At 32.7% G+C, this 26,919-nt stretch carries 29 protein-coding genes and 1 pseudogene; 6 read left to right on the top strand and 24 right to left on the bottom strand.

Features of this window, described 5'->3' with window-relative positions; all coding sequences use genetic code 11:
* Positions 1–245: 245 nt before the first annotated feature.
* Positions 246–1,715, bottom strand: coding sequence for a beta-Ala-His dipeptidase (pepD, locus tag BAQ49_RS14770; protein WP_071745939.1), 1,470 nt, complete (start codon positions 1,713–1,715; stop codon positions 246–248).
* Between the two features lie 216 nt (positions 1,716–1,931).
* Between pepD and BAQ49_RS14765 the strand changes: the two genes are divergently transcribed.
* Positions 1,932–2,321 carry a YxeA family protein gene (locus BAQ49_RS14765; RefSeq protein WP_071745938.1) on the top strand — a complete coding sequence of 130 codons (390 nt, stop codon included), beginning with the start codon at positions 1,932–1,934 and terminating at the stop codon, positions 2,319–2,321.
* Between the two features lie 19 nt (positions 2,322–2,340).
* Here BAQ49_RS14765 and spoIISB read toward each other — a convergent pair whose 3' ends face one another.
* Positions 2,341–2,517 (bottom strand): stage II sporulation protein SB, encoded by a 177-nt coding sequence (gene spoIISB, locus BAQ49_RS32960; RefSeq protein WP_071745937.1) that lies wholly within the window; start codon positions 2,515–2,517, stop codon positions 2,341–2,343.
* Between the two features lie 333 nt (positions 2,518–2,850).
* Here spoIISB and BAQ49_RS33310 point away from each other — a divergent pair, with 333 nt between their 5' ends.
* Together BAQ49_RS33310 and BAQ49_RS14750 are read left to right on the top strand one after the other, a co-directional pair.
* A complete protein-coding gene (locus BAQ49_RS33310) occupies positions 2,851–3,492 on the top strand; it encodes a WXG100 family type VII secretion target (RefSeq protein WP_199640242.1) in 642 nt (213 codons plus the stop codon).
* A 26-nt stretch (positions 3,493–3,518) separates the two neighbouring features.
* Positions 3,519–3,821, top strand: a complete 303-nt coding sequence (locus BAQ49_RS14750) for a hypothetical protein (protein ID WP_071745936.1) — start codon at positions 3,519–3,521, stop codon at positions 3,819–3,821.
* A 17-nt stretch (positions 3,822–3,838) separates the two neighbouring features.
* On the opposite strand, the gene BAQ49_RS32955 is transcribed toward BAQ49_RS14750, so the two are convergent.
* The 5 genes from BAQ49_RS32955 to BAQ49_RS14725 all read right to left on the bottom strand — a co-directional run bounded on the left by BAQ49_RS32955 (position 3,839) and on the right by BAQ49_RS14725 (position 6,624).
* Positions 3,839–4,000 carry a stage II sporulation protein SB gene (locus tag BAQ49_RS32955; RefSeq protein ID WP_071745935.1) on the bottom strand — a complete coding sequence of 54 codons (162 nt, stop codon included), beginning with the start codon at positions 3,998–4,000 and terminating at the stop codon, positions 3,839–3,841.
* A gap of 72 nt (positions 4,001–4,072) precedes the next feature.
* Positions 4,073–4,201 carry a hypothetical protein gene (locus tag BAQ49_RS14740; protein WP_029438356.1) on the bottom strand — a complete coding sequence of 43 codons (129 nt, stop codon included), beginning with the start codon at positions 4,199–4,201 and terminating at the stop codon, positions 4,073–4,075.
* Between the two features lie 107 nt (positions 4,202–4,308).
* The gene (locus BAQ49_RS14735; RefSeq protein WP_116733469.1) at positions 4,309–5,046 is read right to left on the bottom strand and encodes a type II toxin-antitoxin system SpoIISA family toxin; all 738 of its coding nucleotides are present in this window, start codon (positions 5,044–5,046) and stop codon (positions 4,309–4,311) included.
* Between the two features lie 189 nt (positions 5,047–5,235).
* The gene (gpmA, locus tag BAQ49_RS14730; protein WP_071745933.1) at positions 5,236–5,973 is read right to left on the bottom strand and encodes a 2,3-diphosphoglycerate-dependent phosphoglycerate mutase; all 738 of its coding nucleotides are present in this window, start codon (positions 5,971–5,973) and stop codon (positions 5,236–5,238) included.
* 168 nt (positions 5,974–6,141) lie between these two features.
* On the bottom strand, positions 6,142–6,624 hold the full coding sequence (locus BAQ49_RS14725) for a MarR family winged helix-turn-helix transcriptional regulator (RefSeq protein WP_071745932.1): 483 nt from the start codon (positions 6,622–6,624) through the stop codon (positions 6,142–6,144).
* Between the two features lie 107 nt (positions 6,625–6,731).
* On the opposite strand from BAQ49_RS14725, the pseudogene BAQ49_RS14720 reads away from it, so the two are divergent.
* A pseudogene (locus BAQ49_RS14720) lies at positions 6,732–7,948 on the top strand (alpha-keto acid decarboxylase family protein).
* A 157-nt stretch (positions 7,949–8,105) separates the two neighbouring features.
* Here BAQ49_RS14720 and BAQ49_RS14715 read toward each other — a convergent pair.
* From BAQ49_RS14715 to BAQ49_RS14675, 9 genes are all read right to left on the bottom strand, one after another.
* Positions 8,106–8,888, bottom strand: coding sequence for a class I SAM-dependent methyltransferase (locus BAQ49_RS14715; protein WP_071745931.1), 783 nt, complete (start codon positions 8,886–8,888; stop codon positions 8,106–8,108).
* A gap of 343 nt (positions 8,889–9,231) precedes the next feature.
* A complete protein-coding gene (locus BAQ49_RS14710; protein WP_071745930.1) occupies positions 9,232–9,639 on the bottom strand; it encodes a VOC family protein in 408 nt (135 codons plus the stop codon).
* 120 nt (positions 9,640–9,759) lie between these two features.
* A complete protein-coding gene (locus BAQ49_RS14705; RefSeq protein WP_071745929.1) occupies positions 9,760–10,470 on the bottom strand; it encodes a class I SAM-dependent methyltransferase in 711 nt (236 codons plus the stop codon).
* Between the two features lie 98 nt (positions 10,471–10,568).
* Positions 10,569–11,330 carry an ABC transporter ATP-binding protein gene (locus BAQ49_RS14700; protein WP_071746265.1) on the bottom strand — a complete coding sequence of 254 codons (762 nt, stop codon included), beginning with the start codon at positions 11,328–11,330 and terminating at the stop codon, positions 10,569–10,571.
* Positions 11,331–11,341: 11 nt separating this feature from the next.
* A complete protein-coding gene (locus BAQ49_RS14695) occupies positions 11,342–13,681 on the bottom strand; it encodes an ABC transporter permease (protein WP_071745928.1) in 2,340 nt (779 codons plus the stop codon).
* 6 nt (positions 13,682–13,687) lie between these two features.
* Complete coding sequence (locus BAQ49_RS14690) at positions 13,688–14,950, bottom strand: MFS transporter (protein ID WP_084667448.1); 1,263 nt, start codon at positions 14,948–14,950, stop codon at positions 13,688–13,690.
* A 47-nt stretch (positions 14,951–14,997) separates the two neighbouring features.
* Complete coding sequence (locus tag BAQ49_RS14685) at positions 14,998–15,633, bottom strand: TetR/AcrR family transcriptional regulator (protein ID WP_071745927.1); 636 nt, start codon at positions 15,631–15,633, stop codon at positions 14,998–15,000.
* Between the two features lie 253 nt (positions 15,634–15,886).
* On the bottom strand, positions 15,887–17,239 hold the full coding sequence (locus BAQ49_RS14680; RefSeq protein ID WP_071745926.1) for a DEAD/DEAH box helicase: 1,353 nt from the start codon (positions 17,237–17,239) through the stop codon (positions 15,887–15,889).
* Positions 17,240–17,312: 73 nt separating this feature from the next.
* Positions 17,313–17,582 carry a hypothetical protein gene (locus BAQ49_RS14675; RefSeq protein ID WP_071745925.1) on the bottom strand — a complete coding sequence of 90 codons (270 nt, stop codon included), beginning with the start codon at positions 17,580–17,582 and terminating at the stop codon, positions 17,313–17,315.
* 50 nt (positions 17,583–17,632) lie between these two features.
* Here BAQ49_RS14675 and BAQ49_RS14670 point away from each other — a divergent pair, with 50 nt between their 5' ends.
* On the top strand, positions 17,633–18,403 hold the full coding sequence (locus BAQ49_RS14670; RefSeq protein WP_071745924.1) for a hypothetical protein: 771 nt from the start codon (positions 17,633–17,635) through the stop codon (positions 18,401–18,403).
* A gap of 44 nt (positions 18,404–18,447) precedes the next feature.
* On the opposite strand, the gene BAQ49_RS14665 is transcribed toward BAQ49_RS14670, so the two are convergent.
* Positions 18,448–19,134, bottom strand: a complete 687-nt coding sequence (locus BAQ49_RS14665; RefSeq protein WP_071745923.1) for an MBL fold metallo-hydrolase — start codon at positions 19,132–19,134, stop codon at positions 18,448–18,450.
* Between the two features lie 244 nt (positions 19,135–19,378).
* Between BAQ49_RS14665 and BAQ49_RS14660 the strand changes: the two genes are divergently transcribed.
* A complete protein-coding gene (locus tag BAQ49_RS14660; RefSeq protein WP_071745922.1) occupies positions 19,379–19,708 on the top strand; it encodes a YkvA family protein in 330 nt (109 codons plus the stop codon).
* A gap of 60 nt (positions 19,709–19,768) precedes the next feature.
* Here BAQ49_RS14660 and tdcB read toward each other — a convergent pair whose 3' ends face one another.
* From tdcB to BAQ49_RS14625, 7 genes are all read right to left on the bottom strand, one after another.
* A complete protein-coding gene (tdcB, locus tag BAQ49_RS14655) occupies positions 19,769–20,770 on the bottom strand; it encodes a bifunctional threonine ammonia-lyase/L-serine ammonia-lyase TdcB (RefSeq protein ID WP_071745921.1) in 1,002 nt (333 codons plus the stop codon).
* Between the two features lie 85 nt (positions 20,771–20,855).
* Positions 20,856–22,439: an aminotransferase class V-fold PLP-dependent enzyme gene (locus BAQ49_RS14650; RefSeq protein WP_071745920.1), complete on the bottom strand. Its 1,584-nt coding sequence runs from the start codon at positions 22,437–22,439 to the stop codon at positions 20,856–20,858.
* Between the two features lie 69 nt (positions 22,440–22,508).
* Positions 22,509–23,057, bottom strand: a complete 549-nt coding sequence (gene plsY / locus BAQ49_RS14645) for a glycerol-3-phosphate 1-O-acyltransferase PlsY (RefSeq protein WP_071745919.1) — start codon at positions 23,055–23,057, stop codon at positions 22,509–22,511.
* A 138-nt stretch (positions 23,058–23,195) separates the two neighbouring features.
* Positions 23,196–24,089 carry a BadF/BadG/BcrA/BcrD ATPase family protein gene (locus tag BAQ49_RS14640; protein ID WP_071745918.1) on the bottom strand — a complete coding sequence of 298 codons (894 nt, stop codon included), beginning with the start codon at positions 24,087–24,089 and terminating at the stop codon, positions 23,196–23,198.
* Between the two features lie 15 nt (positions 24,090–24,104).
* On the bottom strand, positions 24,105–25,259 hold the full coding sequence (gene anmK / locus BAQ49_RS14635; protein WP_071745917.1) for an anhydro-N-acetylmuramic acid kinase AnmK: 1,155 nt from the start codon (positions 25,257–25,259) through the stop codon (positions 24,105–24,107).
* 22 nt (positions 25,260–25,281) lie between these two features.
* Positions 25,282–25,548, bottom strand: a complete 267-nt coding sequence (locus BAQ49_RS14630; protein WP_071745916.1) for a hypothetical protein — start codon at positions 25,546–25,548, stop codon at positions 25,282–25,284.
* Positions 25,549–25,626: 78 nt separating this feature from the next.
* Complete coding sequence (locus BAQ49_RS14625) at positions 25,627–26,910, bottom strand: PTS sugar transporter subunit IIC (protein WP_071745915.1); 1,284 nt, start codon at positions 26,908–26,910, stop codon at positions 25,627–25,629.
* Positions 26,911–26,919 lie beyond the last annotated feature (9 nt).

Raw genomic sequence — 26,919 nt, 5'->3', positions numbered from 1 at the left:
CTAAAAAACTCATAATGAAAATTAACATCCATAGTTCTCATAAAGTGGAACTTAAATCAGTGGGGGTTTTGTTCATTCCCCACTGATTATTAGTTGAACCAATCGGGCTTTTATGGGCAGTTGATCCCCAACCTAACTTCTTTGCTTTCGCCGAATTTTGAGGTGGGGGTCTTACTGCCCGTTAATGCGGGATAAAATTCAATGCAAAAAAGTAGCCTATAGAATTATATAGGCTACTTTCATTATTACTTAGCTAATTCTTTCGTACCCTTCATTACATCAATGAAGAATCCCCAGTTATTCACTACAGAAGAAATACTAATATGTTCATCCGGAGTGTGGACGTTGAAAATGTCTGGTCCGAATGAAATTGCATCTAATTCAGGCATCTTTTGAACGAATGCACTACACTCAATCCCCGCATGTACAGCGAAGATTTCAATTTCTTTATTGTATTTTTCTTGATGTACTTTTTCAAATAAATTACGAATTTGTGAGTTTGGATTGTATGGCCATTCTGGATACTCTGACTCTATTTCAAATGAAGCACCAACTAATTCAGCAATATATTTGATTTCTTCTGCAACATGCTGTTTTAAACTACTTACAGAACTTCGCACTTCGTTACGTAATTTAATTTCATCTTGCAATGTTTCAATAACACCTAAATTTGTTGAGCTTTCTACTAGACCTTTAATATCCATGCTCATACTTTGAATACCATTCGGAATTAAGAATAATGATGAAATAAGCTGCTTTTGTGTTTCTTTAGCAAATACTTTTTCTACTTTCTCATCCAACTTTGTAAGTGTAACATGAATATCTGGATCAACAGCACGCATTTCTTCTTGTAATACTCTTGTCCATGACTCAAGCTTTTCTTCTACCTTCTCTACATCTTCTTGACGTAATAAAATTGTAGCTACACTTTCACGCGGAATTGCATTCGTTTTTAATCCGCCGTGAACTTCACTTATGTTAAACTCCGTATTTACTGATAAATCACGTAATACTCGTCCTAATACTTTGTTCGCATTACCGCGTTGTTTATCAATTTCCATACCAGAATGCCCGCCTTTTAGACCGCCAACATATAGACGGTATGCATCCATATTCGCTGGCGTTTCATCCCAAATCACGGGAATTGTTTCAACAGCTTTCGCACCACCTGCGCTACTTACAAGTAATTTATGATCTTCTTCAGAATCAATATTTATAAATACCTTTCCTTCAAAATGATTTGGATCAACAGAAAAAGCCCCGCCCATCGTTGTTTCTTCTTCAGTAGTGATAACGACTTCAAGTGCTGGATGCGGAATGTCTTTTGAATCTAATAAAGCTAATGCATACGCAACTGCAATACCATTATCAGCACCTAAAGTTGTTTGATTAGCATATAACATGTCCCCAATGATTCGTAATTCAATTGGATCTTTTTCAAAATCATGTACTGTTGCTTGATTTTTTTCACAAACCATATCCATATGACCTTGAATAATAATAGCTGGTACATTTTCATAGCCAGCAGCTGCTTCTTTTTTAATAATGACATTTAATGCTTCATCTTGAATCACTTCTAATTTACGCTCTTTTGCAAAGCCCACTAAATAATCACTAATTTCCTTTTCATTACCTGATCCTCTAGGAATCTTTGATATTTCCGCAAAATGATAAAATACAGGGTGCTTTGTTAATTGTTCTAAAGTAGAATACATTTTTAAGCTCCTCTCAAAATGACAAAATAATATGTAAGTCTTTTATCATTATACCATGATTCGTTATTTTACTTTTCTTTTAACTTTTTAATATGTTGTTCATTTTATGTGCAACACTCTTACAACATTGTAAGGATGTTGTAATTTATTTCGATTTTTCTCATTTCATAATAGCCGTATACTGTGTAAAGAAACAAAGTGAAGGAGATAAAGAAAATGAAACAGTTTTCAGCATTTATTACACTATGTTTATTATTTTCTAGTTTTACTATTGGCTGTGAGAGAGCATCACTAAATCGAATTGGTAAAGATGTATATTACGTGCAGATAAAAGGCGAAGGAAATACCGAAAAAGTAGAAGGTAGAAACTTACGAAACTATACGCTGCCCGCATATGATGAAGATGGCGTCAAAAAACAAATTACATTTAGAAGTACAAAAAAAGAAAACGACCATAAATTAAATGAAGACGCGTTTTTACGCCTTTATGTAGATCAAGATGATAATAACAAAAATGAAATATCATCAATTGAAGTAAAGTCCTATGAAGAGATTCAGAAAGCAGATTTACCTAAAAAAATAAAAGAAAAGTTTAACATTAAATAAAAAAACAAAAGAAAATGCACTATGCATTTTCTTTTGTTTTTTTCACTCGTATATATTTTGAATTGCTATTATTCATCAGTTTCTCTAACCGATTAATATTTTCCGTTAATGCACCTTTCACAAGAGAGAAATCTGTATTTGGTTCTTCTTTTTTTTCTTTAAAAAATGAAGACTTTTGTACATTTAATTCAGCCATCTCTTCTCCCTCCTCTTTAAAAAGATACAATCTTCTATTTATATTATATAGCAAATGCAGACAAAGTGTACAATCATGATTTTCTTTTTAGCTCTTCTTCTAATTCTTCTACTTGCTGTAATGTATCTTCTTTTATTAACGAGAAATCTGTTATATCTTCAACTCCTACCTGGAATTCTCTCTTTTTTATTTTTGTTAATTATCATAAAATTACCAATATTAATCTACTATTTAATAATAATATTTGATATTATATAAAAGTAGATTTTAATGGAATTTTCATCTAATATATTTTTGGTTAAAATAATTTTTCATACAAGGAGATTAACCATATTGAATATCATCGTGACTCCAGAATTATTAGAATCTTCCGTTAACAAGTTTAAAAGTGCTCAAGAGCAAGCACAAGTACAATTTACTAACCTTCGACAAGATATCTCATATCTTGAATCAATTTGGTATGGTTCTACCAAAGAAAAATTTTATTATGATTTTCAACAATCTAGCCAAGTAATGAATAAATATATTCACTGCCTTCAACAGATTGAAATTCAACTAAAAAGAGCGGCCGAAAAATTCAGAAAAGTAGATAATGAAACAGGAGCTGAGTTATCTACAAATGAGGGAAGTTTGCTCGAATCTCTCAAAAAGGGATTGATGACCTCATTATCTCCCACCGTTAAATTAGGTATAATGGCAGGTGTATTAAATGTTCTTCCTAACAAAAAAAGAAATGATTTAGTGGATATCGTCACTCGTAAATGGGTTAATGGTAAGGCAGGAGAAATATGGAATAAATTAATTCCCTTAAAAGACTTTTCAACATTAGAAAAAACTGCTGCATCATTAGGGAAATTAGATAAATCTTTTTCCCAATGGCTATTAACTCGAAATATAATAAATGATTCCTTTGATATAACCTATTTAACCAAAAATCTTTTCGAAAATGAAATAGCAAAACTAATAAAAGATTAATCCTTTCAGATGGGAGTATATTTATATTGAATAAACAACAGCATTCTAGCAAAAAAAAAGAAGGCTTTTTCGAAAATAGGATATTACCTATCATCACTGTTCTTTCAGGTGTCATTCTACTAGTGTACAAAGGGTTAGAATTTATTTCAAAGTATGTATTAATTTTAATCTTATTTACCCTAATTATTGCTTCGTTATACTTATTGTTTATGAAAGAAATAGTTGGTGCTGCTATTGGATTCATTTTTGCATCCCTTGGGTATTATATGTATAAAATCATTTTTAAACAAAAAAAAGAAATGACGCATAAACAAATCATAAAGAGGTAATTTAAAAGAGAATGTTTTTACGCATTCTCTTTTATATACTTATATGGAATTGCCTCTACAAATTTTTCTAATCGATTTACATTTTCCGTTAATGCACCTTTCACAAGAGAGAAATCTGTATTTAGTTCTTCTTTTTTTTCTTTAAAAAATGAAGACTTTTGTACATTTAATTCAGCCATCTCTTCTCCCCCTCTTTAAAAAGATACAATCTTCTATTTATATTATATAGCAAATGCAGACAAAGTGTACAATCATGATTTTCTTTTTAACTCTTCTTCTAATTCTTCTACTTGCTGTAATGTATCTCCTTTTATTAACGAGAAATCTGTCGTATCTTCATTGTCTTCTTTAAAAAAATCATTGTCATAATCTTTTATCACTACAATCACCTCTACGTGCTAGTGTAGGAATGATTGTCCGATTTTATTCAACTTTTTCCGATTTATTCCGAATTTATGTATAAAAGAGTAGGACAGAAAATTCTGTCCTACTTACTAAAATAACTATGATGTATAGTTAAATTATATACATTTTCAAAATCTCGATCTTGCAGGTTATTTTTCTTCCCATCAATAACAATGAAAACATCACTTACTATTTTTGCTGGTATAATCCCAACGTTTTCTATTTGAACAGCTTTTTGCTCATTCAACTGTTCAACGTGTTCTACGGGAACAATAATACTAAATTGCGAGCGAATACCACGAAAGTTTGTATTTAATTCCTTCGCGGCTTCAAAAACAACAATTTTCGCACCAACCTTTTCCCCATATGAATCTAAAAATGCATTTAAGCTTTTTGTATATTCCTCTTCTGTATGCCATTCCATCGTACCGAATACTGCTGGATTAACATTTTGAATAATTGTCGTGTATATTTCTCCTCTTGCTTTAGAAGCAATTAATGACCGTTTTATCGATTGAACAGTCTTGCCGATATCACTAAATTTCGCTCCCCATATTTCTGAAATATTAGGTGTTAAAATAAATGCGATATCAACGAAAATAACCATTGCAGTGAACATTAAAAGATTTTTCCAGAGGGTTAAATCAATTCCTTTTATCATGAAATATACGGTGACTGATATTATAAACAACCCATACCAGGTCTTTCTAATACGTTGCTTTTTCTCCTCGTATAACTCTTCGTTTCTCCAGTAAAAGAAAACAAGTACTAGAAAAACGATTGCTAAAATAAATAAGCCGATTCGAATGTTAGAGATCACCAATCACATCACCCTCCATTCAAAAACTACTCACGATATCATTACATGCACAAGCAGCTCTCTTTATGACAAAAGACGTGGACAAGCTTCTAAATTTAGCAATATCGCATATACATTAGAAGGTACCACGTCTTTTTATCATGAATCTACATTGTATATGTAGACAAGCACGCGTTACAAATTTTCATGTTAAAAAGAAATATGTTTCGGAATTTCCCCTTCAGGTACTTCTCCATCAATACTTAAGTAATAATGACGAATCGGACGTAAATTTTCGTCTAATTCATAAACAAGCGGAATGCTAGTTGGAATATTTAATGAAACCACTCCATCATTTGAAAGGTTGTCTAAGTATTTCACTAGCGATCGAATTGTATTACCATGAGATGAAATAATTACTTTCTCACCACTTCTTAATGACGGTGCAATTTCTGAATGCCAATAATTAAGCACTCGTTTCTCCGTATCCTCCAAACATTCAGTTAATGGGAATTCATCTTTTTGAAGTGTTTTATATCTTGGATCGTTCGCTTCATATCTAGGGTCATCTTCAGTAAGAGCAGGTGGCCTTACATCAATGCTTCTTCTCCAAATATGAACTTGTTCTTCTCCATATTTTTTTGCAGTTTCTTCTTTATTCAATCCTTGTAGTGCGCCATAATGTCTTTCATTTAGTTTCCACGATTTATGTACAGGCACCCAGGTAAGATCCATTTCATGCAGCACAATCCTTAAAGTTCGGATTGCTCGTTTTAATACAGATGTGTAAGCAACATCGAAAGTATAACCATTTTCCTTTAATATTGCTCCTGCTTCTCTTGCTTCACTTAATCCATTCTCTGATAAATCTACATCAGTCCATCCAGTAAAGCGATTTTCAAGATTCCATAAACTTTGTCCGTGACGAATAAGTACAAGTTTTATCATTATTATTCCCCTCTCGGAAATGTGGATTTTTTTGTTCCATCGCGTACACGTATAAAGTATCTAGTAATGTAACTTTTTATCCATTCACTCTATGATTTATCCATAGTTGCCAAATGCATGGATAAAATTTGTTCTTTTTCAAACTATAAAAACAGATATATTTTCTCATTATTTTTGATCGACTGGTATTTCCCGTTTCGATATCCAAGCATCAAAACCTGATCGGCTATTTGCCATTTCATTCATAACTTGATGCCAATTTTCTTCGCATGATTCACCAAATTTTGAAAAAATAGCATCCATTTGCATCCTTTGAACATCGCTCAGTTTTTTCTCTAAATCTGTACCTTCTTCTGTTAAAGATAACTGTTTCACACGGCGGTCATGTGTAGCTTCATTACTCTCAATTAAATTCTTTTCCACAAGTTGTCGTAATGGTCCGTGTAGAGCTTGTTTACTTATTTCTAGCAGTGATAATAACTCATTTACACTTATCCCTGGAAAACGTGCAATAAAAAATAAAATTCGGTGATGTACTCGTTGTATACCGTACTCTTTTATAATTTCATCTGGCTTTTCAGTAAATGTTTTATATGCAAAGTAAAATAATGCTAATGCCTCATTCATCTGTTCTTCTTTATGCTGTGTCATCTACTTTCCCCCTGTATGTAAATTATACCACAATCTAGTATTGAATATTTTAATCAACGCATTAGAACTTATTTAGTTTATTGAAACATTCATTGCATAATTAGGGGATGATTCATTTGGAAAAACAATATACTGTAAGTACATATTTATTGGATAGACTACACGAATTAGGAATTGAACATATATTTGGGGTTCCTGGTGATTATAATCTCGCCTTTTTAGATGATGTAGTAGCACATGAAAATTTAAAGTGGATTGGCAATTGTAATGAATTAAATGCGGCATATGCTGCAGATGGATATGCTCGCATAAAAGGAATCGCTGCTCTTATTACTACTTTCGGTGTCGGAGAATTAAGCGCCATTAACGGTATTGCTGGCTCATATGCAGAAAACGTGCCAGTTATAAAAATCACGGGTACTCCACCAACAAAAGTAATGGAAAATGGAGCAATCGTCCATCATACGTTAGGCGATGGAAAGTTCGATCACTTTTCCATTATGTATCGAGAAATCACTGTGACACAAACAAATGTAACACCTGAGCATGCTGCTGAGGAAATTGACCGTGTTTTACGTGCATGTTGGAATGAAAAAATGCCCTGTTCATATTAATTTGCCGATTGATGTGTATAATAAACCCATTAATAAACCTACAGAACCAATTTTATATAAACCGATTTTAAGTAATAAAGAAGCATTGGACAAAATGCTTCTACATGCCACTTCAAAAATAAATAACGCCAAAACCCTGTAATTTTAGCTGATTTTGAAGTAGATCGATTTCACGCTAAAGAAAATTTACATCAATTCGTAGAAAAAACTGGGTTTCCTATCGCGACGTTAAGTATGGGAAAAGGAATATTCCCAGAAAAACCCCCTCAATTTAAAGGGGTTTATACTGGTGATGTAAGTTCTCCGTATTTGCGAAAGAGAATTGATGAATCTGATTGTATTATTAGTATTGGTGATGGTTCTTTCCAAGTAACTGCCCAAGAGTTATCAACTATACTACGTCAAAATTTGAAACCGATTATATTTTTAATCAAGAACAACGGATACACTGTTGAACGTGCAATTTACGGCCAAAACGAATCGTATAATGACATACAAATGTGGTATTACACAAAACTCGCAAACGTATTCGGATTAGAAAAAAAAGTCTAACATGTAAGGTGGAAAATGAAATAGAGTTAGCAGAAGTCTTAACGAATATAACTTTAAATAAGAATCAACTTATCTTTATTGAAGTTGAAATGAGCCAAGCCGATCAGCCTGAATTGTTAGCTAAACTTGGAAAAAGATTCGGCCAGCAAAATTCTTAATATAAAAGCATAACCTAATTATACAATTGGTAGTGTAAAACTTGTTTTGAGAATAGTTTCGACACTCAAAATACATAAGGAAAAGGATGGAAAGCACCATCCTTTTCTATTTTAAGAGCCGTCTTCGACTAACGCCCCGTATGACAAGCAAAAATTCTTAATCCATCTTTACCTTTATAGCTTTTGTCGCAATAAAGGTTTTAATATGCTTATCTAATATCCTTGTTCCACCAAAATCATCCTCATAAAAACCTGTTATAACAAAACCAGCTTCAACTTGGCCTTGGATTTGGTCTTCTAGAGTATGCGCATATTCTATTGTTTGATTTGAATCGATGTAATCTTGAACTTCATCCTCTGGTAAATAATCCAATGTTGATGAAGGAATTGAATGTTTAACATCAAGAATACCTTTTTGTTCTTGGTTATCATCAAAAATCCATAGTAACGGATTTGTAAATCCAGAAATAAGAATACCTTTATTCTTTAAAACCCTAGAAACTTCATTCCATACAAGATGAATATCTTTTACAAACAAATTAGAAACAGGATTTACAACAATATCAAAATATTCATTCTCAAAATCACTAAGGTCTGACATATCTCCTTGTACTGTTTTTAAAGTCAAACCATCCCGTTTTGCTACCTTTTCATCTTGTTCCAATTGCTTCTTAGATATATCAGTAACTGTTACATCTGCTCCAGCAGCAGCTAGAACTGGTGCTTGTTGTCCGCCACCTGATGCTAAGCAAAGTATCTTTAATCCATCTAATGACTTTGGAAACCACTCTCTAGGAACTGATTTTTCCGTAGTCACTGTAATCTCCCATTCACCTGATTTGCTTTTCTCAATAACCTCGCTACTTACAGGCTGCGTGTATCTAGAACCTTCTTCAACCTTCTTATCCCATGCATTACTGTTTTGTTGTGTAATATCCATTGTGATTAGTCCTCCTAACAATCTAGTTGCATTTTATGTGTAAGCTTATTAACTATTTATGCTTTCCTTTTTCTATTAACCCGCCTGATAGTTAATACATAGTTGTCTATATTTATATTAACAGATAAATATTAATAATCACTAAAAATTCTAAAAAGACACAAAATTACACATCCATTCCATTCATTTAAAATAATCGTAGAATTGGTAAGTTTTAAACAACTCACTTCCACATAAAAAAAGCATTCCAAACCTGTTGACAGTTGGAACGCTTTTTTATGTTATTTAATTTTTCAAGATTTTAACTAAATCCATTAAACAAATACGCTACGCTTTTTCTTTTTTATTCAGCAAGAGTTAACTGCCAAGATACACCATACTTATCATTTAACCAGCCAAACTTTTTACTAAACGGATAAGAACCTAAAGGCATAAGAGTTGCTCCATCCTGCGCTAGTTTATGAAAGACCGTTTCAATCTCTTCTTCTGTCCCACAAGTTACATAAAGAGACATAGCTGGAGTGAATGTAAAATTATGATTTACATAGCTATCAATACACATAAACTCTTGGCCATTTAGCGTAAAAGTTGCATGAATTACGGTTCCCTCTTTACCAGGTCCATTTTCATCGTAGCGAGAAATACTTACAATTTCTGATTGATCAAATAGCGACGTATAAAAATTCATCGCTTCCTCAGCTTTGCCCTCAAACATTAAAAACGTAGTAATTTTTTGATTTGTGTTACTCATATGGAGACAGCCCCTTGTTATGTATTTATGTAAAACATACACCGGCTAACAAAAACCGAACGTATATTCTTGTAAATGTATTGTCTATAAAAACGATGAGTTTGTCAATTATCTACTTCCTTATTTCTTCTTAAATAATGCTGTCCAAAGAAATGACTCTCCAAACATAGTATTTGGTTGTTCAATTTGTTTCATCTTCCTAATTTCAATCACTTCAAACTCTTTAAATATCTCCCTTAATTTTTCATCCGAATAGGCAAGACCACCTTGTAAACTCCAACCTCTATATACGTCCCAATCTGTTATTTCTGATCCATTTCGCTCATCTAAATCACCTGCTGCAAAACATGTTAATCCGAAATAACCACCCGATTTCAATGAGTTTTTAATTAAATCCACATAATGTATCCTTCTATGTGGTGGAATATGATGTAAACAACCCGAATCGTATACAAAATCAAATTCATTTTGAACCTCTAAATTAAAAATTGAATCACAAATAAAGTGAATTCCTATTCCTTTTTCTAATGCCCTCTCTTTCGCCCAATTAATGCCTTCTATAGATAAATCCACTGCTGTTACATCAAATCCTTCAGTCACTAAATAAATTGCATTTCTTCCTGGGCCACATCCAAGTTCCAGCACTTTCCCTTTGGAAACCCATCCTGTTTCTATATATGAAACCAGATTCTCATCCGGAACATTTTCAAAAAACGGAACATCTTTTTCTCTATTCGCATAAAATTCATTCCAAAATGGTTCTGCCGATCTTAATAATGAATCGAGCATTTTAGTAATATCTTCTTGAGTATGCAAAGTTTCACTTTTCATTTATATCCCCCTAAATTTAATAGTCAGAAAATTATTATAAATCTTATTGAACTTTCAAGCAAAGAAAAAACTCCTATACCCAATAGGAGTTTTTGTCTTTAAAATCCAAGTACAGCTAACCATTTTAACAACTTCTCTTCTCGCGCTTTTAAATCATCGTTCCTAAGCTTACCTAACTGTATTTCACTAACAATTTCACCGTCTGCCATAAAAAGAACTCTTTCTGTTTTCGCTGCTACCTTTACATCATGAGTTACTAACATAATAGTCGTTCCATCACGGTTAATATTTAATAATATTTGCATTACTTCTTCTGTTGATTTTAAATTTAGAGCACCAGTCGGCTCATCTGCAAAAATAACATTTGGATTATTAATAAGCGCTCTACATATAGAGACCCTTTGTAATTGCCCTCCAGATACTTCGGTTATATAATGAGACGCTATATCACTTATCCCCATTTTCCCCATTAGCTCCAGAGCACGTTGATTTACTATTTTCTTACTCTCACATTTCGCTAAATATGCAGACAAAATGATATTATCAAATAGATTCAAGTTTCTAAGAAGGTTGCTCTGCTGAAAAATAAATCCTATTTCAGTAAGGCGCAATTTGGCTAACGCTTCTTCTTTCATACAAGATATTTCTTTACTACCAATTTTCACACTTCCTGATGACATTTGATCCATTCCACTAATATTATATAGTAACGTCGATTTCCCAGAACCAGAAGGCCCCATAACCGATACAAATTCTCCCTCATAAACCTCTAAATCTATATTTTTTAGCACGTGATAATTTGCATTTCCATCTATTGAATATGTTTTGTTTAATTGCCTTACTTCTAAATTTTTTTTCAAGTGATACACCCCTACTCCCCATTTGACTTTACATCGTTTGTTTGCTTCATAGTAAAACTACTGAAAATTGTTGTTGCAGTCACAGATATAAATAAAATAGCTGGACATATTACATAAGAAACGATGGGATTTACGACAAACTTTATATGAGCTGCTCCCATAAATGAGCCTAACCAACTTACTAACATTTCACTAAGTGTAGCAGCTATACATGTCCCTGTCACAATGCCTAATAATACAATGACGATAGAACGTGTTATATACTGTATACGAATATCTTTTCTAGAAAAACCAATACTTTTCATTATTAATATTTGGGAGGAGTCTTTTGCTAATAACATTTTAAAAAACATCGCAGTAATTAAAACTGATATCAATATCGCAATCAAAATAGCCACTTGAGTCACGAGTCTTAATTGTTTAATTGTCTCTCCTAAAGTTTGCGTTAAATAATCATCCGTATCTGTTATTTTTGCAGAATTAAAATTTTGTTTATACTCCTTCACTTTTTCTTGCAGATTCACAGTAGGCTTCGTATCTACATTTACTACATACCATAATATATTTTCATTATTATTAGAAAAACTAGCTTTAGCTGTTTTCCCACCATTCGTTACATCTTGATACATACCACTAATCGTTAGTGTTTCTTCTTTCCCATCCACAAATAAAACGATATGATCCCCTACATTCTTTTTTAATTCATTTGCGTTCATATAAGAAAGAGCAATTTCATTTTCATTTTTTGGTGCCATACCTTGAATATAGTCTACTGGAAATTGAGTGAAGTCTCCTACTTCTATATTTAAGTTTTCATGTGTACCATCAGCGTTCACCATTTTAAATGTACTCGTTACAAATGCTGCATATTTTTCTACTTCTTCATCATTTCGTATATATGAAATTACATCCTTAAATCGTTTCTCTATATTTTCAGATTGCTGTAAATCTATTCGAATATCACTTTTTCCTGTTCCCATATAATTTACAAACTTCGGTGACTGAATCGTATACAAAAAGTTAACAGGTACAACAATCATGAACACGGCTATGATTAATACGATACTTAATACGCGATATAACTTAAATCGTTTTACTACATCTTGTATACCAATAAATATATTTACATTTGTAATATTAGTTTGAGAGAGAGAAAAAGAACTTTTTACCTTCCTCTTTCCTAGATTATCTTTTGATCGTAAAGCATCTATTGCTGTTATTCTCCTGAAATTCCGCAAAATGAGACGACAGAAAAGGATAACGGCTAGAAATAACAAAGCTGTGACTATTAATGGTACAACAAAATGTAAAACACTTGTATTTGCTGTCCCCATATAAAGTGAGATATTAGAGGTGAATATTTTTGAAACAAATAATGAAAGTATATATCCACATATACATCCGCTAGCAGAAATAACAACATATTTTGTTACATATAGTTTTTGAATATCTTTACTTTTAATGCCGATAGCTTTCATTACACCAATTTCCTGATAGTCTTCTTCCATTGAAGTAATAATCGTAAATCTAATACATAAAATTGCGATTATCATTAATAATGCACTTATTATGATAAGTACTGCAGCTATTATTCCATCTGTTAATGAATTGAGTGTTTTAAAGAGTGAATACGTAATAGAGGGACCTTTTTGAGGTAAGTTCGATGACTGGTATAGGTTTTCAAATTCATTTATTTTATCTACATCTGTTAGCTGGAATTCAATAAGATATTCGCTTTCTCCAAAATCCCCCTTTATTCTTTCGAAATCTTCATTGCTTATTACAAATCGTTTTGAACTAACAATTGATGGGTTCATTTGAACATCACGAACAAATGCTGAAATAGTAAATTCTAGTTCATTATTATTTTTAACAACCCATATTTTATCTCCAATATGCAAATTATATTTTTGCATATAATAAATGGGTACACCTATTTCCCCTTTCCTAACATCGACCACTTCATTATTCAAATTTAATAAAAAGTCAAAATTACTATTTTGTTTCACGAAGCTAATGTCCATTACACTATTATGTTCCGCTTGATTTTTCTTCTTTATAAAAATGTTGGTTCCATTTATTTGAACCATTTCAGCCGTTTGCTGTTTTTTTATAATAGGCGTTCTTTTAACAAATAAATCGATTGACTTTTGATTTATTTCTCCAGCATGCATTTGTACGAAATGCGGTGCGCTTGATACTTTAAACAATTGATCCATTGAATTCAATAGATTTATAACGTTACTTGAAGCACTAGCCATTAAAAGACTTGATAACATGATAAACATAAATAAAATGGTAATTATCATTTTATTTTGAGATAAATCTCGTTTTAACATTCTCTTAATCATATGAAGCTAGTTCCCTTCATTCCATAATTTTTTCTTCGTCACTATCGCTATTATTATCATTATGAAACTAATTGCTAATATAGGTAAATAAATGTTCATACTGAATTCTTCAAACATAAAACCATAAACGACTTGCCCAATTGGCGCCATAAATTGAGATACTGCTATTATAATTGCCATTACTTTTCCTAGGTTTTCATTTGGTGTTTTCTTTTGGACTACAGTAATCACATAGATGGATACACTTGTCATGATCATTGCAATTAGAATAGAAGAAAGTATAAAGAGGATAAATGATGGATAGTATCCTAAATTAAGAATAAATGGCGTAACTGATAGTGTCATTGGTATTACTAATAAAGCTATTAAAAGCATCCAGTAATACAGTGTTTTCATCTGTAGTTTTTTCGCAAAAAAACCTATTGATAATGCACCTAAAATAGTAGCAAAATCGATCAACCCCATTCCAATTCCATACCAAGTATCGCTACTTTCCATTGTTACTCTTATAATAATTGGAGCACCAACTACAAATAGCGGTGTTAGTATTAAATTTAGTAATGCGGCTAAAAGCATAGATTTCAAAATAAATGGTTGTTTTAAAACGTATATAAACCCTTCTTTCATATCCTTTACAATTGTCGGTATGATATGGCTTTCTTGCGCTCTTTTTATAAAAGGTATTGTAATAAACAATTCTAAAATCGCAGATAAAAAGAAAGCGAAGCAACTTATTATTACGAGCATTTTCAAACCAATTATGCCGTACAATATTCCACCTAATACAGGCGCAACTATATTAGATAGTGCTTGCACACCATTTACGATACCGTTCGCTTGTTCTAACTTTTTCTCAGGAACTAATTGCGGAATACTTGCCATTACAACCGGTGAGTACATTGCACTAATAACTGCTAGTAAAAACATAATTGTCCCAATCAATATAATAGATACAGATCCAGTAAATAATAAAACTATAAAGCTTAATACAATCGCAGCGTTAATAAAATCAAAAATGACCATTACATTACGGCGATTGAAACGATCTGCTATCGCTCCGCCAACAGGGGCTAACAAAAACGGAATACTCGTAACAGCATATAATCCTGCGAATATATCAGCACGCCCTGTTATATCTAGCACATATAACGACAGAGCAAAACGTAAAAGTGTTGATCCTAAAATAGTAATAATTTGCCCACTCACCATTAAGTGAAAATCTTTCATCGAAGATTTTATACTTGCTGGCATCTTCATCACACCCTTCATTCAAATTTAGACCGACTGCCGGTCTATAATACCCAAACAGAAAAAAGCTATTTCTGTTTCATTAAAACCTCGATCATATAATCAAAGGATCCTTCTTTCGCTCCAACAGATACTTCCATCATTTTAATATAAGCTTTCGCTCTTCTCATCATTTCTTCCGGCTTCCACTGGAATAAACCTTCATCAAATATGACTTGTGCTGAAGAGAGTAATAATTCAATTGTTTCTTGTGGGTATGGTGTAGAAAATACGCCTTCATCGATTCCTTGTTCTAAAATTTCCGCTAAAACAGGAGATAAATGTATAATGGATTGTACTAAACTTTTTTGATGCATTTCTGCATTATTGGGTTGATGAAATTGTTCAATCATTTTATCTTTTATGTCACCTGATTTTGGCGAGTGCTCCATTAAAACTCGAAATAACTTTTCTAAAACTGGGATATTTGGATTAGAGATGATTACTTTCGCTTTAGCAACATCCGCTTTAATAATCCTCATAATGATTTCATCCATCACTTCTTCTTTCGACTTAAAATAATGATAAAACGTCCCCTTTGCTATCCCTATCTCTTTTAAAATGTCATTTACTGTTGTTTTCGTATATCCTTTAGTAACAAATAAACGTTCAGCAGTTTCTAAAATTTCCTTTCTGCGCTCCTCATACTCCTTTACAATTCGCATTCAAGTTCCCCTTCCCACCAGACCGACTGTCGGTCTATTTAAATTATATGTTTAGTTAATAAAAAGTTTCCTAATTATTGTACATATACAACATCCTACTTTTGATTTCCTTTATGAATTCTTAATTTTTCAATTCGGTGAATGAAATTTTAAAAATTACTTCTGTGCACCACCCTTGTACTTATATCGACTTCATTGTATAAAAACAAAAAAGAGCCGCAACGCATTGCGACTCTTTTAGAATAATAACTATTTAACGGCCACGTCTTTGCTGACCTTGTTTTGTACTACTTTTCTTATTACTTGGCTTATTAAATGATCGATTGTTATCATTTCTCGAACTATTTCTTGAATCGTTTCTTGGACCACCTTTTGAACCACTTCTAGAACCTTCACGGCTATCTCTTTGACGATATTGACCTGATTTCTTTGGAGCCGGCTTTGGTAACGGTTTTCCATTTTCATCAACACGTTTTATCTTCGGTTGTTCAATTATTTCTCTTTTCAGTGGTGCACCAAGCGTTTTTTCAATTTCTTCTAAATGTTTTTCATCTTTCGCTGCAACGAATGTAATTGCAAGACCTGATCCACCTGCACGTCCTGTTCGGCCAATGCGGTGAATATAGCTTTCTACATCTTCTGGAATATCAAAGTTAAATACGTGCGTTACACCATCTACATCAAGTCCACGAGCTGCTACATCAGTCGCAATTAAGTACTGAATTTTAGCTTCGCGGAAACTCTTCATAACTCTTTCACGTTTCGCTTGAGGTATATCACCATGAAGTTCAGCACAATTATAACCTAGTCCTTTTAAATTATCATAAAGCTTACTTGCTCTAACCTTTGTACGACAGAAAATAACAGCTAAAAATGGCTGATCACGATCCATAACAAAACGAAGTGCATCTGGCTTTGCACGATCTGTCGTCTCAATGACACGCTGTTCAATTGTATCTACCGTTACTTCTTCACTTTGTACTTGAATCATTTGCGGCTCATCCATATAACGTTTCGCCAATTTTTTAATATCTTTTGGCATCGTTGCTGAGAATAGCATCGTTTGTTTACTATCAGGTGTCTCATCTAAAATATCTTCAATATCATATAAGAAACCGAAATAAAGCATTTGATCAGCTTCATCTAGTACAATCGTTGAAAGATTACTTAAATCAATTGTTTCACGTCGTATATGATCTAATAGTCGTCCTGGTGTCGCTACAACAATATGTGTATTACCTTTTAATTTTCTCAATTGTTGCGCTACATCTTGCCCGCCATAAATCGCTAGTACATTAATATCTTCTCTTTGAACAAGCATTTTTTTAATTTCAGTTGTAATTTGCAGTGCTAGTTCCCTTGTTGGCGCAACAATTAAAGCCTGAACATCACTAGATTTTGGATCGATTTTTTCTAAAATCGGTAACACGAATGCAAGTGTTTTACCTGTTCCAGTTTTTGCTTGACCAATTATATCTTTACCAGACAGTATTACCGGAATTGCTTTCTCTTGAATTGGTGTTGCTTCTGTAATTCCATTTTCACGTAATGTATGATTAAAAGTTTCACTAATTCCTAATTCTAAAAAGTTTTTCAAATAGACCACTTCTTTTCCTTATTTTTCACATTAGCTTTCATTGTACCATTTGTTTCGCCAAATATGAAAAATAAAAAAATTCTTATCTTCTTTTTTTATATTCCTCGTGTACTAGATGAATAAATTCTTTTTGTTTTTCCTCCGAATTTATTAATGCTTCCATGTTAGTAGAAGACAAAATGAACTTTTTAATTTTTCTATTACTCCAAATTAATCTCGTATACTTTGTATCTTCGTGTAGCCTTCGAAACCACTCAAATTCACTTAATTTGGCAATATGATGTTTTAATTTCATGTCATTTCGAGGGTAAAATAAAATTATATCCATTATTACATCAAGCAATAAACTCATCTTCTCTCCTCCTATACATATATATTTCAAATTTATGGAAAGATAGTTATATGATAATAAAATTAACTACTACATTCATAAAAATTTTTTGCTTATTTTTCTTACTATATTTTCAATCCACCACAATTATAATGGCGAAATCTCAAACAGATGTAATCAGTGAATTCAAACATGCTTTACTCAAAAATGATAAAAAATTAATGCAGTCATATGTAACAGAAGGAGTTGAACTACCTACTTTCCAAAAGGAAAAACCTATTCATGAAATTAAAATAGTACGATCTCCAAAAGAAGATACTACAATTCTTATTTCTTATTTCAAAGGCACTAATGATGAATTTACTATCGGTTTCATTTTAGAAATAGTAACAAAAAATAATAAAATATCTCAAATGAATCAAATTTATGATGGTACCAATCCACTTATGAAAGAAGCTACTATCGTAAAAGAATATGAAATGAAGTATAAGGAACATATACTTACTCCTACAAAATTCCCGTTCGAAATTCACGAATTTCAAGGGTACATCTATAACGATTACTTAAACCTCCAATACTACAATGAAGATATTAATGGGATTTTTAAAATCACTGTTTCACCAGTTCAAAACAAATTAGGCTTCTATGTACATAGGGGAGCTACGTTCTACAGCTTAAAAAATAATATAAAAGCATTATATAATCCTCATTTTGATTCAGCATATGAACTTATCTTTCAGAAGAATGGTTTTCAATATACAATTGCAATTGGTAACAAACGCTATATACAAGGAAAATATAACGTAAAGGATTTAATCCAAATTGCAGAATCTATGAATTAAAAAAACGATTTTTTCGATATAGGAAAGATCGTTTTTTTATTATTTTAAACAGTAAGTTTCCCTCCATGATAACAATAATAAGTTACAGCTTTAAGGTTTTTAATCCTCTTTAAAGACTCTTCCGCTTTTTCTAAATCTAAACAAAAATTCGGATTAGCTATAACTAATTCACGATTCTCTTGAACCGCTGCATCTCCCGTAATTACACAGTTTAAATTCGGAAAATATAATGAAATATGCCCCGAAGTATGTCCTGGCGTCGCTACTATTTGACATTCATTATTCAAAATCATTTGGCCATCATTTACTTTTTCATCGACGGAAATATGTCTTATATTTTTTAGCTGTTGTATAAAGCATTTACCAAATTCTTTTTCTCCATTTGGCATACATTCTAACATTTCTTCAGCTTGGACTAGTCTCTCCGATTTTATTTCACCATTAATGTAGTTAGATTCAATTTCACTAGCAATAATATTAATGTGAGGATATTTCATTTTGAAATCATATAAAGATCCTATATGATCATCATCATAATGAGTAATAATTATATTTTTTAAGTTTTCCATCTCATACCCAAGTTTTACAATTGCATCTTCAATTAAAGGTAAAAAGTTTATATAACCTGTATCTACTAAAGTTAATTCATTGTTTACTATAAGTAAGCTCGGATAAATACATTGTTTTGCCTCATTAAATTCAAATTCAATTGGTAGTTCTATTATCTTCATTTTTCTTCCCCCATACCCTTTATTCAATTTTTAATAATAAATAAATCATCCACATACATTTTACTGTACATACTTATGTAACAAAACACTGTGAGTCGTTACATAACCAACATTCTATTATTTTGAACAGGTAATTCCCTATTTTTATGGAATATACAATAAGAAAAACAATATAATTGATTATTTCCCTACTTCTTTGTCTATCCTTTTAAAAAATCGATGTTTTTGTAAAAGGAGTGTTTATATGGAGAAACAGACACTTTGGAAAAAGTTCAAAAAAAGCTCAGCAAACCTTGGGAAATCAAGCGTATATGAAAGTATTATTTTATACTACACAATGAGAAAAAAAGGGTTACCTACTAAAGCGAAGTTCATAATATTAGCCGCTTTATCCTATTACGTATTAACTATTGATTTCATTCCAGATATTGCTGCTATTATTGGGATTGGCTTATTAGATGATGTTTTAGCAATCGCTGTAGCGCATAAATATGTTATGAGACACGCAGATGCTGAAATTCGAGAGAAGAGCAAAGTAAAAATGGAGTCATTATTTTCTTCAGCACAGGCATAATTAAAAAGAGCTAAGATCATTCCTCTTAGCTCCTTGTTCATAAAACAATTTTTTAAAATACTACTTCACTTCATTCGCCACAAAAAATTGCTCACAAACACTCGAAATACGCTGTAAGTCTACGTTCCCACCAGATATTACCGCTACTACTTTTTTCCCTTTAATATATTGATCAACTTTCCCTGCCAGTAGAGCAGCAGTAGCTAATGCACCCGCACCTTCTACAACAGCCTTTCCACGTTGTAATAAATCTTTCATCGCTACTTCCAGCTCTTTTTCTGATACTGTTACAATATCATCTACTAATTCTTTTACAACTTCAAAAGTTAAATTTCCTGGTATTTTAACCGCGCAACCATCTGCTATAGTAGGTGCCTCATAATGTTCTACAATTGTACCTTTGTCATAAGATGCCTTCATCCCATGAACATTATCTGCTTGGACACCAATTATATTAATGGATGGATTAAAAGATTTTAATGCAACAGCAATACCAGAAATAATTCCGCCTCCGCCGATTGGTACAATAACAGTATCAACATCCCACATATCATCCAGAATGTCTAATCCAATTGTACCTTGACCAGCCATTACCTCTACATCATCATATGGATGTAAGTATGTTTCACCTGTTTCCCTTGTAATCTCCTCACATTTTGCCTTTGCATCATCAAAAGTTTCACCATGTAAAATCACTTCAGATCCATATCCTTTAGTTGCTTCAACTTTCGCCTGTGGTGCAGAAATTGGCATAACAATTTTACTCTTAATACCAAGTAAATGTGCAGATAATGCAACTCCTTGCGCATGATTACCTGCTGAACATGCAATTACGCCTCGTTCTTTTTCTTGATCCGTGAGCTGCGACATTTTATTAAATGCGCCACGGAATTTAAAAGAACCTGTTAATTGCATATTTTCTAATTTCAAGTGAATTTCTCCGCCCGTTTTACTAGTCAAATAAAAAGATTTTACTAATGGGGTTTTACGAGCATTTCTATCTAGAATATTTTGAGCTTTTTTAATATCGTCTATATGTAATGGTAGTTTTTTAGTTATCATAATAACACCTCTTCCAATGATCTATTCTAAGTTTTCGTATGCAGTAGCTCCTTTATACGAATCCATCTATGTTAAGAAAAAGTTTTTATATATGTACCCCATTCTGTAATACACACATTTGCAAACAATTTAACATCCTCTTCATATCACGTTCTTTATAATGATTTAAACATGCAATTTGGATCCAATTATTTGTTTGTAAATAAGATGACTCATAATGAACAATATATCCTTGTAATGCTAACGCATCACCTACTGCTTTAGAAGAAAGACCTTTATTTAATTGAATGGTAAGTATAATTGATGCAGCATGTTCTTTAGGTGAAACAAGTTTTAAACTCATAGTAGTAATAGCTTGTTCAATATATGCATACGTCTCTTTTATTTTTTCAAATGCCATTTCATCTTCGAATCTTTTTAATGCTTCTTGCAATGCATACATTAAATTCCATGAATGAGAATATGGAATACTTTCATTTTCTTCGTACATACCAATGTCCATATAGGCCGGTAATGTCTCATTTACTTTCACATTGTGATTATAAAAAACGAAAGATAATCCAGTAAACGATTTAATTGCCTTTCCGCTAACGCCGCTTGCAAAATATACATCCTTTAAATTTATCGGTATTGCTCCAATCGAACTGATACAATCTACACATAATTTCATTTGACGCTTGTTACAAAGAGTATTTAGCCCGTCTAAATCATTTAACATTCCAGTTGACGTTTCATGGTGAACAAACCAAAGCCATTCATAATTGCCAGTTTCCATTATTTTTTCTAATTCTGTATAAATAAACGGTTCTCCCAATTCTTTTTTATACGTATCAAAATGTAATTGTGCGCGTGTTGCATGTCCAACTAATCTATTACCAAATTCCCCATTTGTTAATACTAGTCCCTTCCCTTTTATAGAACGTAACTGTAAAGCAATCGAATCATTCGCGAATGTCCCTGTTCCTAACATGATTTGCACACGTTTTGCTTTTGTCATTTGCAGTAAACGTTTTTTCACATTTTCCATCGTCACTTGAAATGACTTAGAACGATGCGAAGTAGGCTTAGTAGAAAATGCCTTTCGAACATTCTCTTCAATATCGACTGGACCAGGTAAAAACGTATATTCCTTCGTCATAATACCCCCAACATTCGACGCTTCAAACATAGCAGGGGTAACATACATTGGCTGGAAGGCTGCTTCTTCTGTTCCAACTAACGTATGGAAAGATTTGAATCCCATTTGCTCATATAAAGGTAGTTCACGAGTTGTAGCAGAAATGAGCGCCAATTCATATCCATTTAGAAGCAAATAACGATGTAAAAAGCGAATTAAACCTAACAATGCTCTTCCATTTCGATATGCACGTTCTACTGAAAGCAAACGAATTTCATATACATTTTCTCCATGTTCTTGCAAATAAAAATCTAGATTTGAAATTTTATAGTCTAACGAGAATGGTCGTTTTCCTCGCAACGCAACCATACCTACTACTTTATTATCGTCTAAACAAATTAAATATGTATTTTCTTCATGGAAACGATCTATACGAACACGCTCTTTCGTTTCTTCATGTTGCGGAATTTCTTCTACAAATGTTTTATAATTCAATTCATGTATACGTTCAAATTCCCAAGCTTGATCAGCAACTTTATAAATTAACCCCATGTTGTATCTCCTTTATGTATTTAATAAAAATTATAAGTGGAGATTAACTCCACTTATTACAAGTTCATTTCATTCTCGATTTACATATAAAATAAGTACAATGATAAGAGCACTTAAAATAGTCGTAACAATAGAGTAAGAATACAAAATCATGCAAACCGGTAAACAAGCGATTGTAATTAAGCCTGGCTTAGTAAATCCTTTAAAGATTAAATAAAATATAATGAAAACAGCAATAAGAGTAAGCGCTATCAAATAATCAAATGCGATTAATCCTCCAATAAATGTTGAAATGCCTTTTCCGCCCTTGCCTTTAAATACAATTGGGTAAATATGTCCAAGTAAAACAGCTAGTAAAGCTAACATTACAAATGTAGAATTTTCAAAAAGGTATTTTGCAATAGAAACTACGATTGCCCCTTTAATTGCATCACCTAAAAATGTAGCGACGAAATACCCTTTACCATATACGCGCCCCATATTTCTTGCGCCAGGATTACCGCTTCCTTCATCTCGAATATCAACGTTATGTCTCCATTTCGTTACTATATAAGCGGTCAATATGTTTCCAAATAAATAAGAAGCCACCAAATACAAAAATTGCATACTATTAATCATGTTATCATTCACTTTCTACATGGGAATACATATACAATATTCAAGAACTATGTATATTGTACTTTTTTATCCACATCCCTTTATATATTTTAACATCATATATTTACAATTCATACAAAAATTCTCATACAACTATTCTTAAAAGTATCTATCCTTCATTAAATAATATGTTCCTTTCACTGCCATTTCTGTTTGTGATACAAATGTAATCTCTTCCATACTTTCTTCACAGCACTTCTTGAATAATGCATATATTTCAGGAACTAAACGCAATATGCTGCCACTTACTGCAATTGGAGTTGGGTGCTTAAATTTCAGCTTGTTATAAACATTTACTGTAATCCTAGCTAATTCCTTTCCAGCTTGTATAATTATTTCACGTGCGTCATCATTCCCATTTCTCGCTTCCTCAATAATGAATGGTGCAATTGCTGCAACTTTATTTTTTGAAGAGCTATATACTAGTCTTTTTATATGAGACGATGTCAAAAGTTGAAACTCGTCTTGAATACTTAAGCTTAATGGGCAAAGTGCAGCTCCTTGATCAAATTGATTTGCTATTCTCTTTAAACCTTGTAACGCAATCCAATATCCGCTTCCTTCATCACCTAAAATATGCCCCCATCCACCGCTATACTCGTACACTTCTCCTTTCTTTCCAAGACAAATCGCGCCTGTACCGCCAATCGTTATAATTCCATCCTTCCCCTTTAAAGCAGCTGCATGCGCTATCATTGCGTCATTAAAAACTTCAATTTGTGTTCCATACTTCTGTTTTAGACGTAATGTTAATTCATTTGTATTTGCTCCACTTATACCCGCTAATCCTAAACAAATACAAACGCAATTCTCTTTCACTACACTTTTCTGGCATTGATCAATCGCTTCCATAATATGAAAAAGTGCTTCTTTAAAATCTATTAAAATGTTTCCAAATCCACTTGTAGCTCTTACAAGTTCGTTTCCATCTTTATCAAATACAATTGCTTCTGTCTTAGATCCACCGCCGTCTACTCCAATCATATACTTCATATGTTCACCTCATTTTCATCTTCTTATTGGAGGGAATGTTGTATTCCCTAAAACTACAGATTTCTTTGCACCTGTTGCGCTCGGTACATTACTCGGATTACGATGATGCGTTTCGTTTGCTAAAATAGCAAATGCGATTGCTTCTTTCGCCTCTGAAGAATAGCCTATATCTTCTTGAATGAATATTGCACATTTTTCTTCTTTCAATCCATTCCGTATCATTTCAACAAGTGTATCATTATAACTTCCACCACCACCTAGAATTACCTCATCGATTTCATAATATGGAAGAATAAACTTCTTATAATGTTGAACAATTGAACTTGCTGTAAACATCGTTACAGTCGTCAAAAGATTTTCTTTACCATGCTTTCCAAACCGCTTCAATAATTCACTTACAAATTCTTCTCCAAACTGTTCTCTACCAGTTGATTTCGGTGGATTCATTTTCAAAAATGGATGGTTCATACAATATGTCAAAATTTCATCTACAACTACTCCTTGTTTTGCAATCCTACCATTTTGATCATATGGTAACTGAAATAATCTTTGACATACATCATCCATTACCATATTCCCTGGACCAGTATCAAAAGCAATAACGCTCTCATTACTTTGTTTACTTGGAATCACTGTAACATTGCCGATCCCGCCAATATTTTGTAGTAGTCTATTTTTAGTTTGATGACGATACAAAATGACCTCTGAATATGGCACAAGTGGTGCACCTTGTCCCCCTGCTGCCATATCCATCGTTCGAAAATTAGAGATAACCGTAGTGTTCGTTTCATATGCTATAACTGCTGGCTCTCCAATTTGTAATGTTGAGGGAATCATATTACCATCTTGCTTTGGCTGATGATAAATCGTTTGTCCGTGAGAACCTATTAAATCTAATTTTTCCAATGAAATATTTGACTCTTTACAAACTTCCTTTACAGCGTTGGCGAAGCATAAACCGAGTTTGAAATTTAAACTGCATATGAGTTGGACATTTGAATTTTCTATTGATAATGCCTGCTGGATCTCATTTTTCATATCATTATAAAATGGCACAGTAGTAAAATGGATGAGTTCAACTTTAGAACCTACACCGCTTCCTTCTATATGAACGAGTGCTACATCTATTCCGTCTAACGAAGTACCGGACATTACCCCTGCAATATACATAACATGCATAACCTCCTATTTACTAAAAAACAATCATGTAAGTTACAAACGTACAGCCAATTGAAAATATTATAAATCTAAAAAACAACTGCACTTTTGATGTAAACGACCCATCAATGAAAGAAACAACTACTGTAAGCAAAATACTTGCCGCAATGCTTGTAACGAGCCATATACTATGCATTTGTGATAGATTTAGCATTCTTAATAAAGGTACAAATAGTAAATTCGCACATATCACTCCAAATAGTAATAAAAATACACCTTTATAACTAAATTTTATATTCATTCCATTTCACCCTCTCTGGACTTCATGTGAAAGAAGTGATAGGCAAAATACCTATCACTCATAAATACAGTATAAAAATCACGGATTAACAGATTCTCCGTCTCCATTCTTTTCAATTTCAAGCATATTTTTGTCGTACATTTTAAAGAATGGTAGATAAATAAGGAATGATATTGCTATATTTATGAAAACTAATACAATTGCACGCCAATCTCCGCCTGTAGCTAAATACGCACCAATTGGAGCTGGTAATGTCCACGGTGGCATAATATGTGTTGGCGTTACAAATCCCATCGCAGTTGCTGAATATGCAACAGTTGCTGTTACAAGTGGTGTAATGATAAATGGGATAATTAAAATTGGATTTAGTACAATCGGTAATCCGAATATGACTGGTTCATTAATATTAAAAATACCCGGAACAATACAAGTTCTTGATAATGCTTTCGAATATTTTGATCGACCAAATACAATCATAGCTAATACAAGTCCTAACGTCGCACCAGAACCGCCAATCCATATAAACCATTGATATAACGGCTCTGGTGAAATGAATGGCAACTGATCTGCTCCACTAGCAACTGCTTCGCCATTTTTCCCTAGGTATACTTCCCATAATGGCCGAGCAACAGTTCCAACAACCGACACACCATGGATTCCGAATGACCAAAAAAACGTAATTAAAAACACTGGAATGATTACACCGAAGTAACTATCCCCAGCTTTTACTAATGGTGCTGCTAATTTATCAACAACATGGTGTAAATCAATGCTAAAAACGACAGTTACTAGACTCATTATAATAATAACGAATGCAGCAGGTATAAGTGCTTCAAACGAACGTGAAACAGACGGCGGTACTTGTTCTGGCATTTTAATCATTACATTTTTCGTCTTACAAAATCTTAAAATCTCTACTGATAAAATAGATACGATCATCGTTACGAATAATCCATGCCCCCCGAGATTTGTCATCGGAAGCATAAATCCTTTTTTATCGATTAATTCAGGCGTCAATGTTAAAAGTAGTGAGCATACTGCTAACTGCGCCCCTGATAAAGCATCTAATTTATAACTTTTGGCTAAATTATATCCTATTCCAAATGCTATATATAAAGACATAATAAACATTGTTAAACGATATGGTATTAATATACTTGTTTGATTCTTTAATGCCCAAACGGATATGAAACTATCTTTCGGTAATGGCGGAAATGCTACGATTAAAAAGAAACTTCCTACGATAATAAATGGTAACGCCGAAATAACTCCATCACGGATTGCTTGTAAATGCCTCTGTTCAGAAAGCCTTGCCATCGGTCCAGATAAGTTTTTATCAAGAAACGTGACAAACTTATTCATAACGCTTCC

Origin of the sequence: Bacillus proteolyticus (assembly GCF_001884065.1) — a bacterium.
GTDB lineage: Bacteria > Bacillota > Bacilli > Bacillales > Bacillaceae_G > Bacillus_A > Bacillus_A proteolyticus.
Note: the sequence above shows the minus strand (reverse complement) of the source record. Positions and strands in the feature narration are given on the sequence as shown.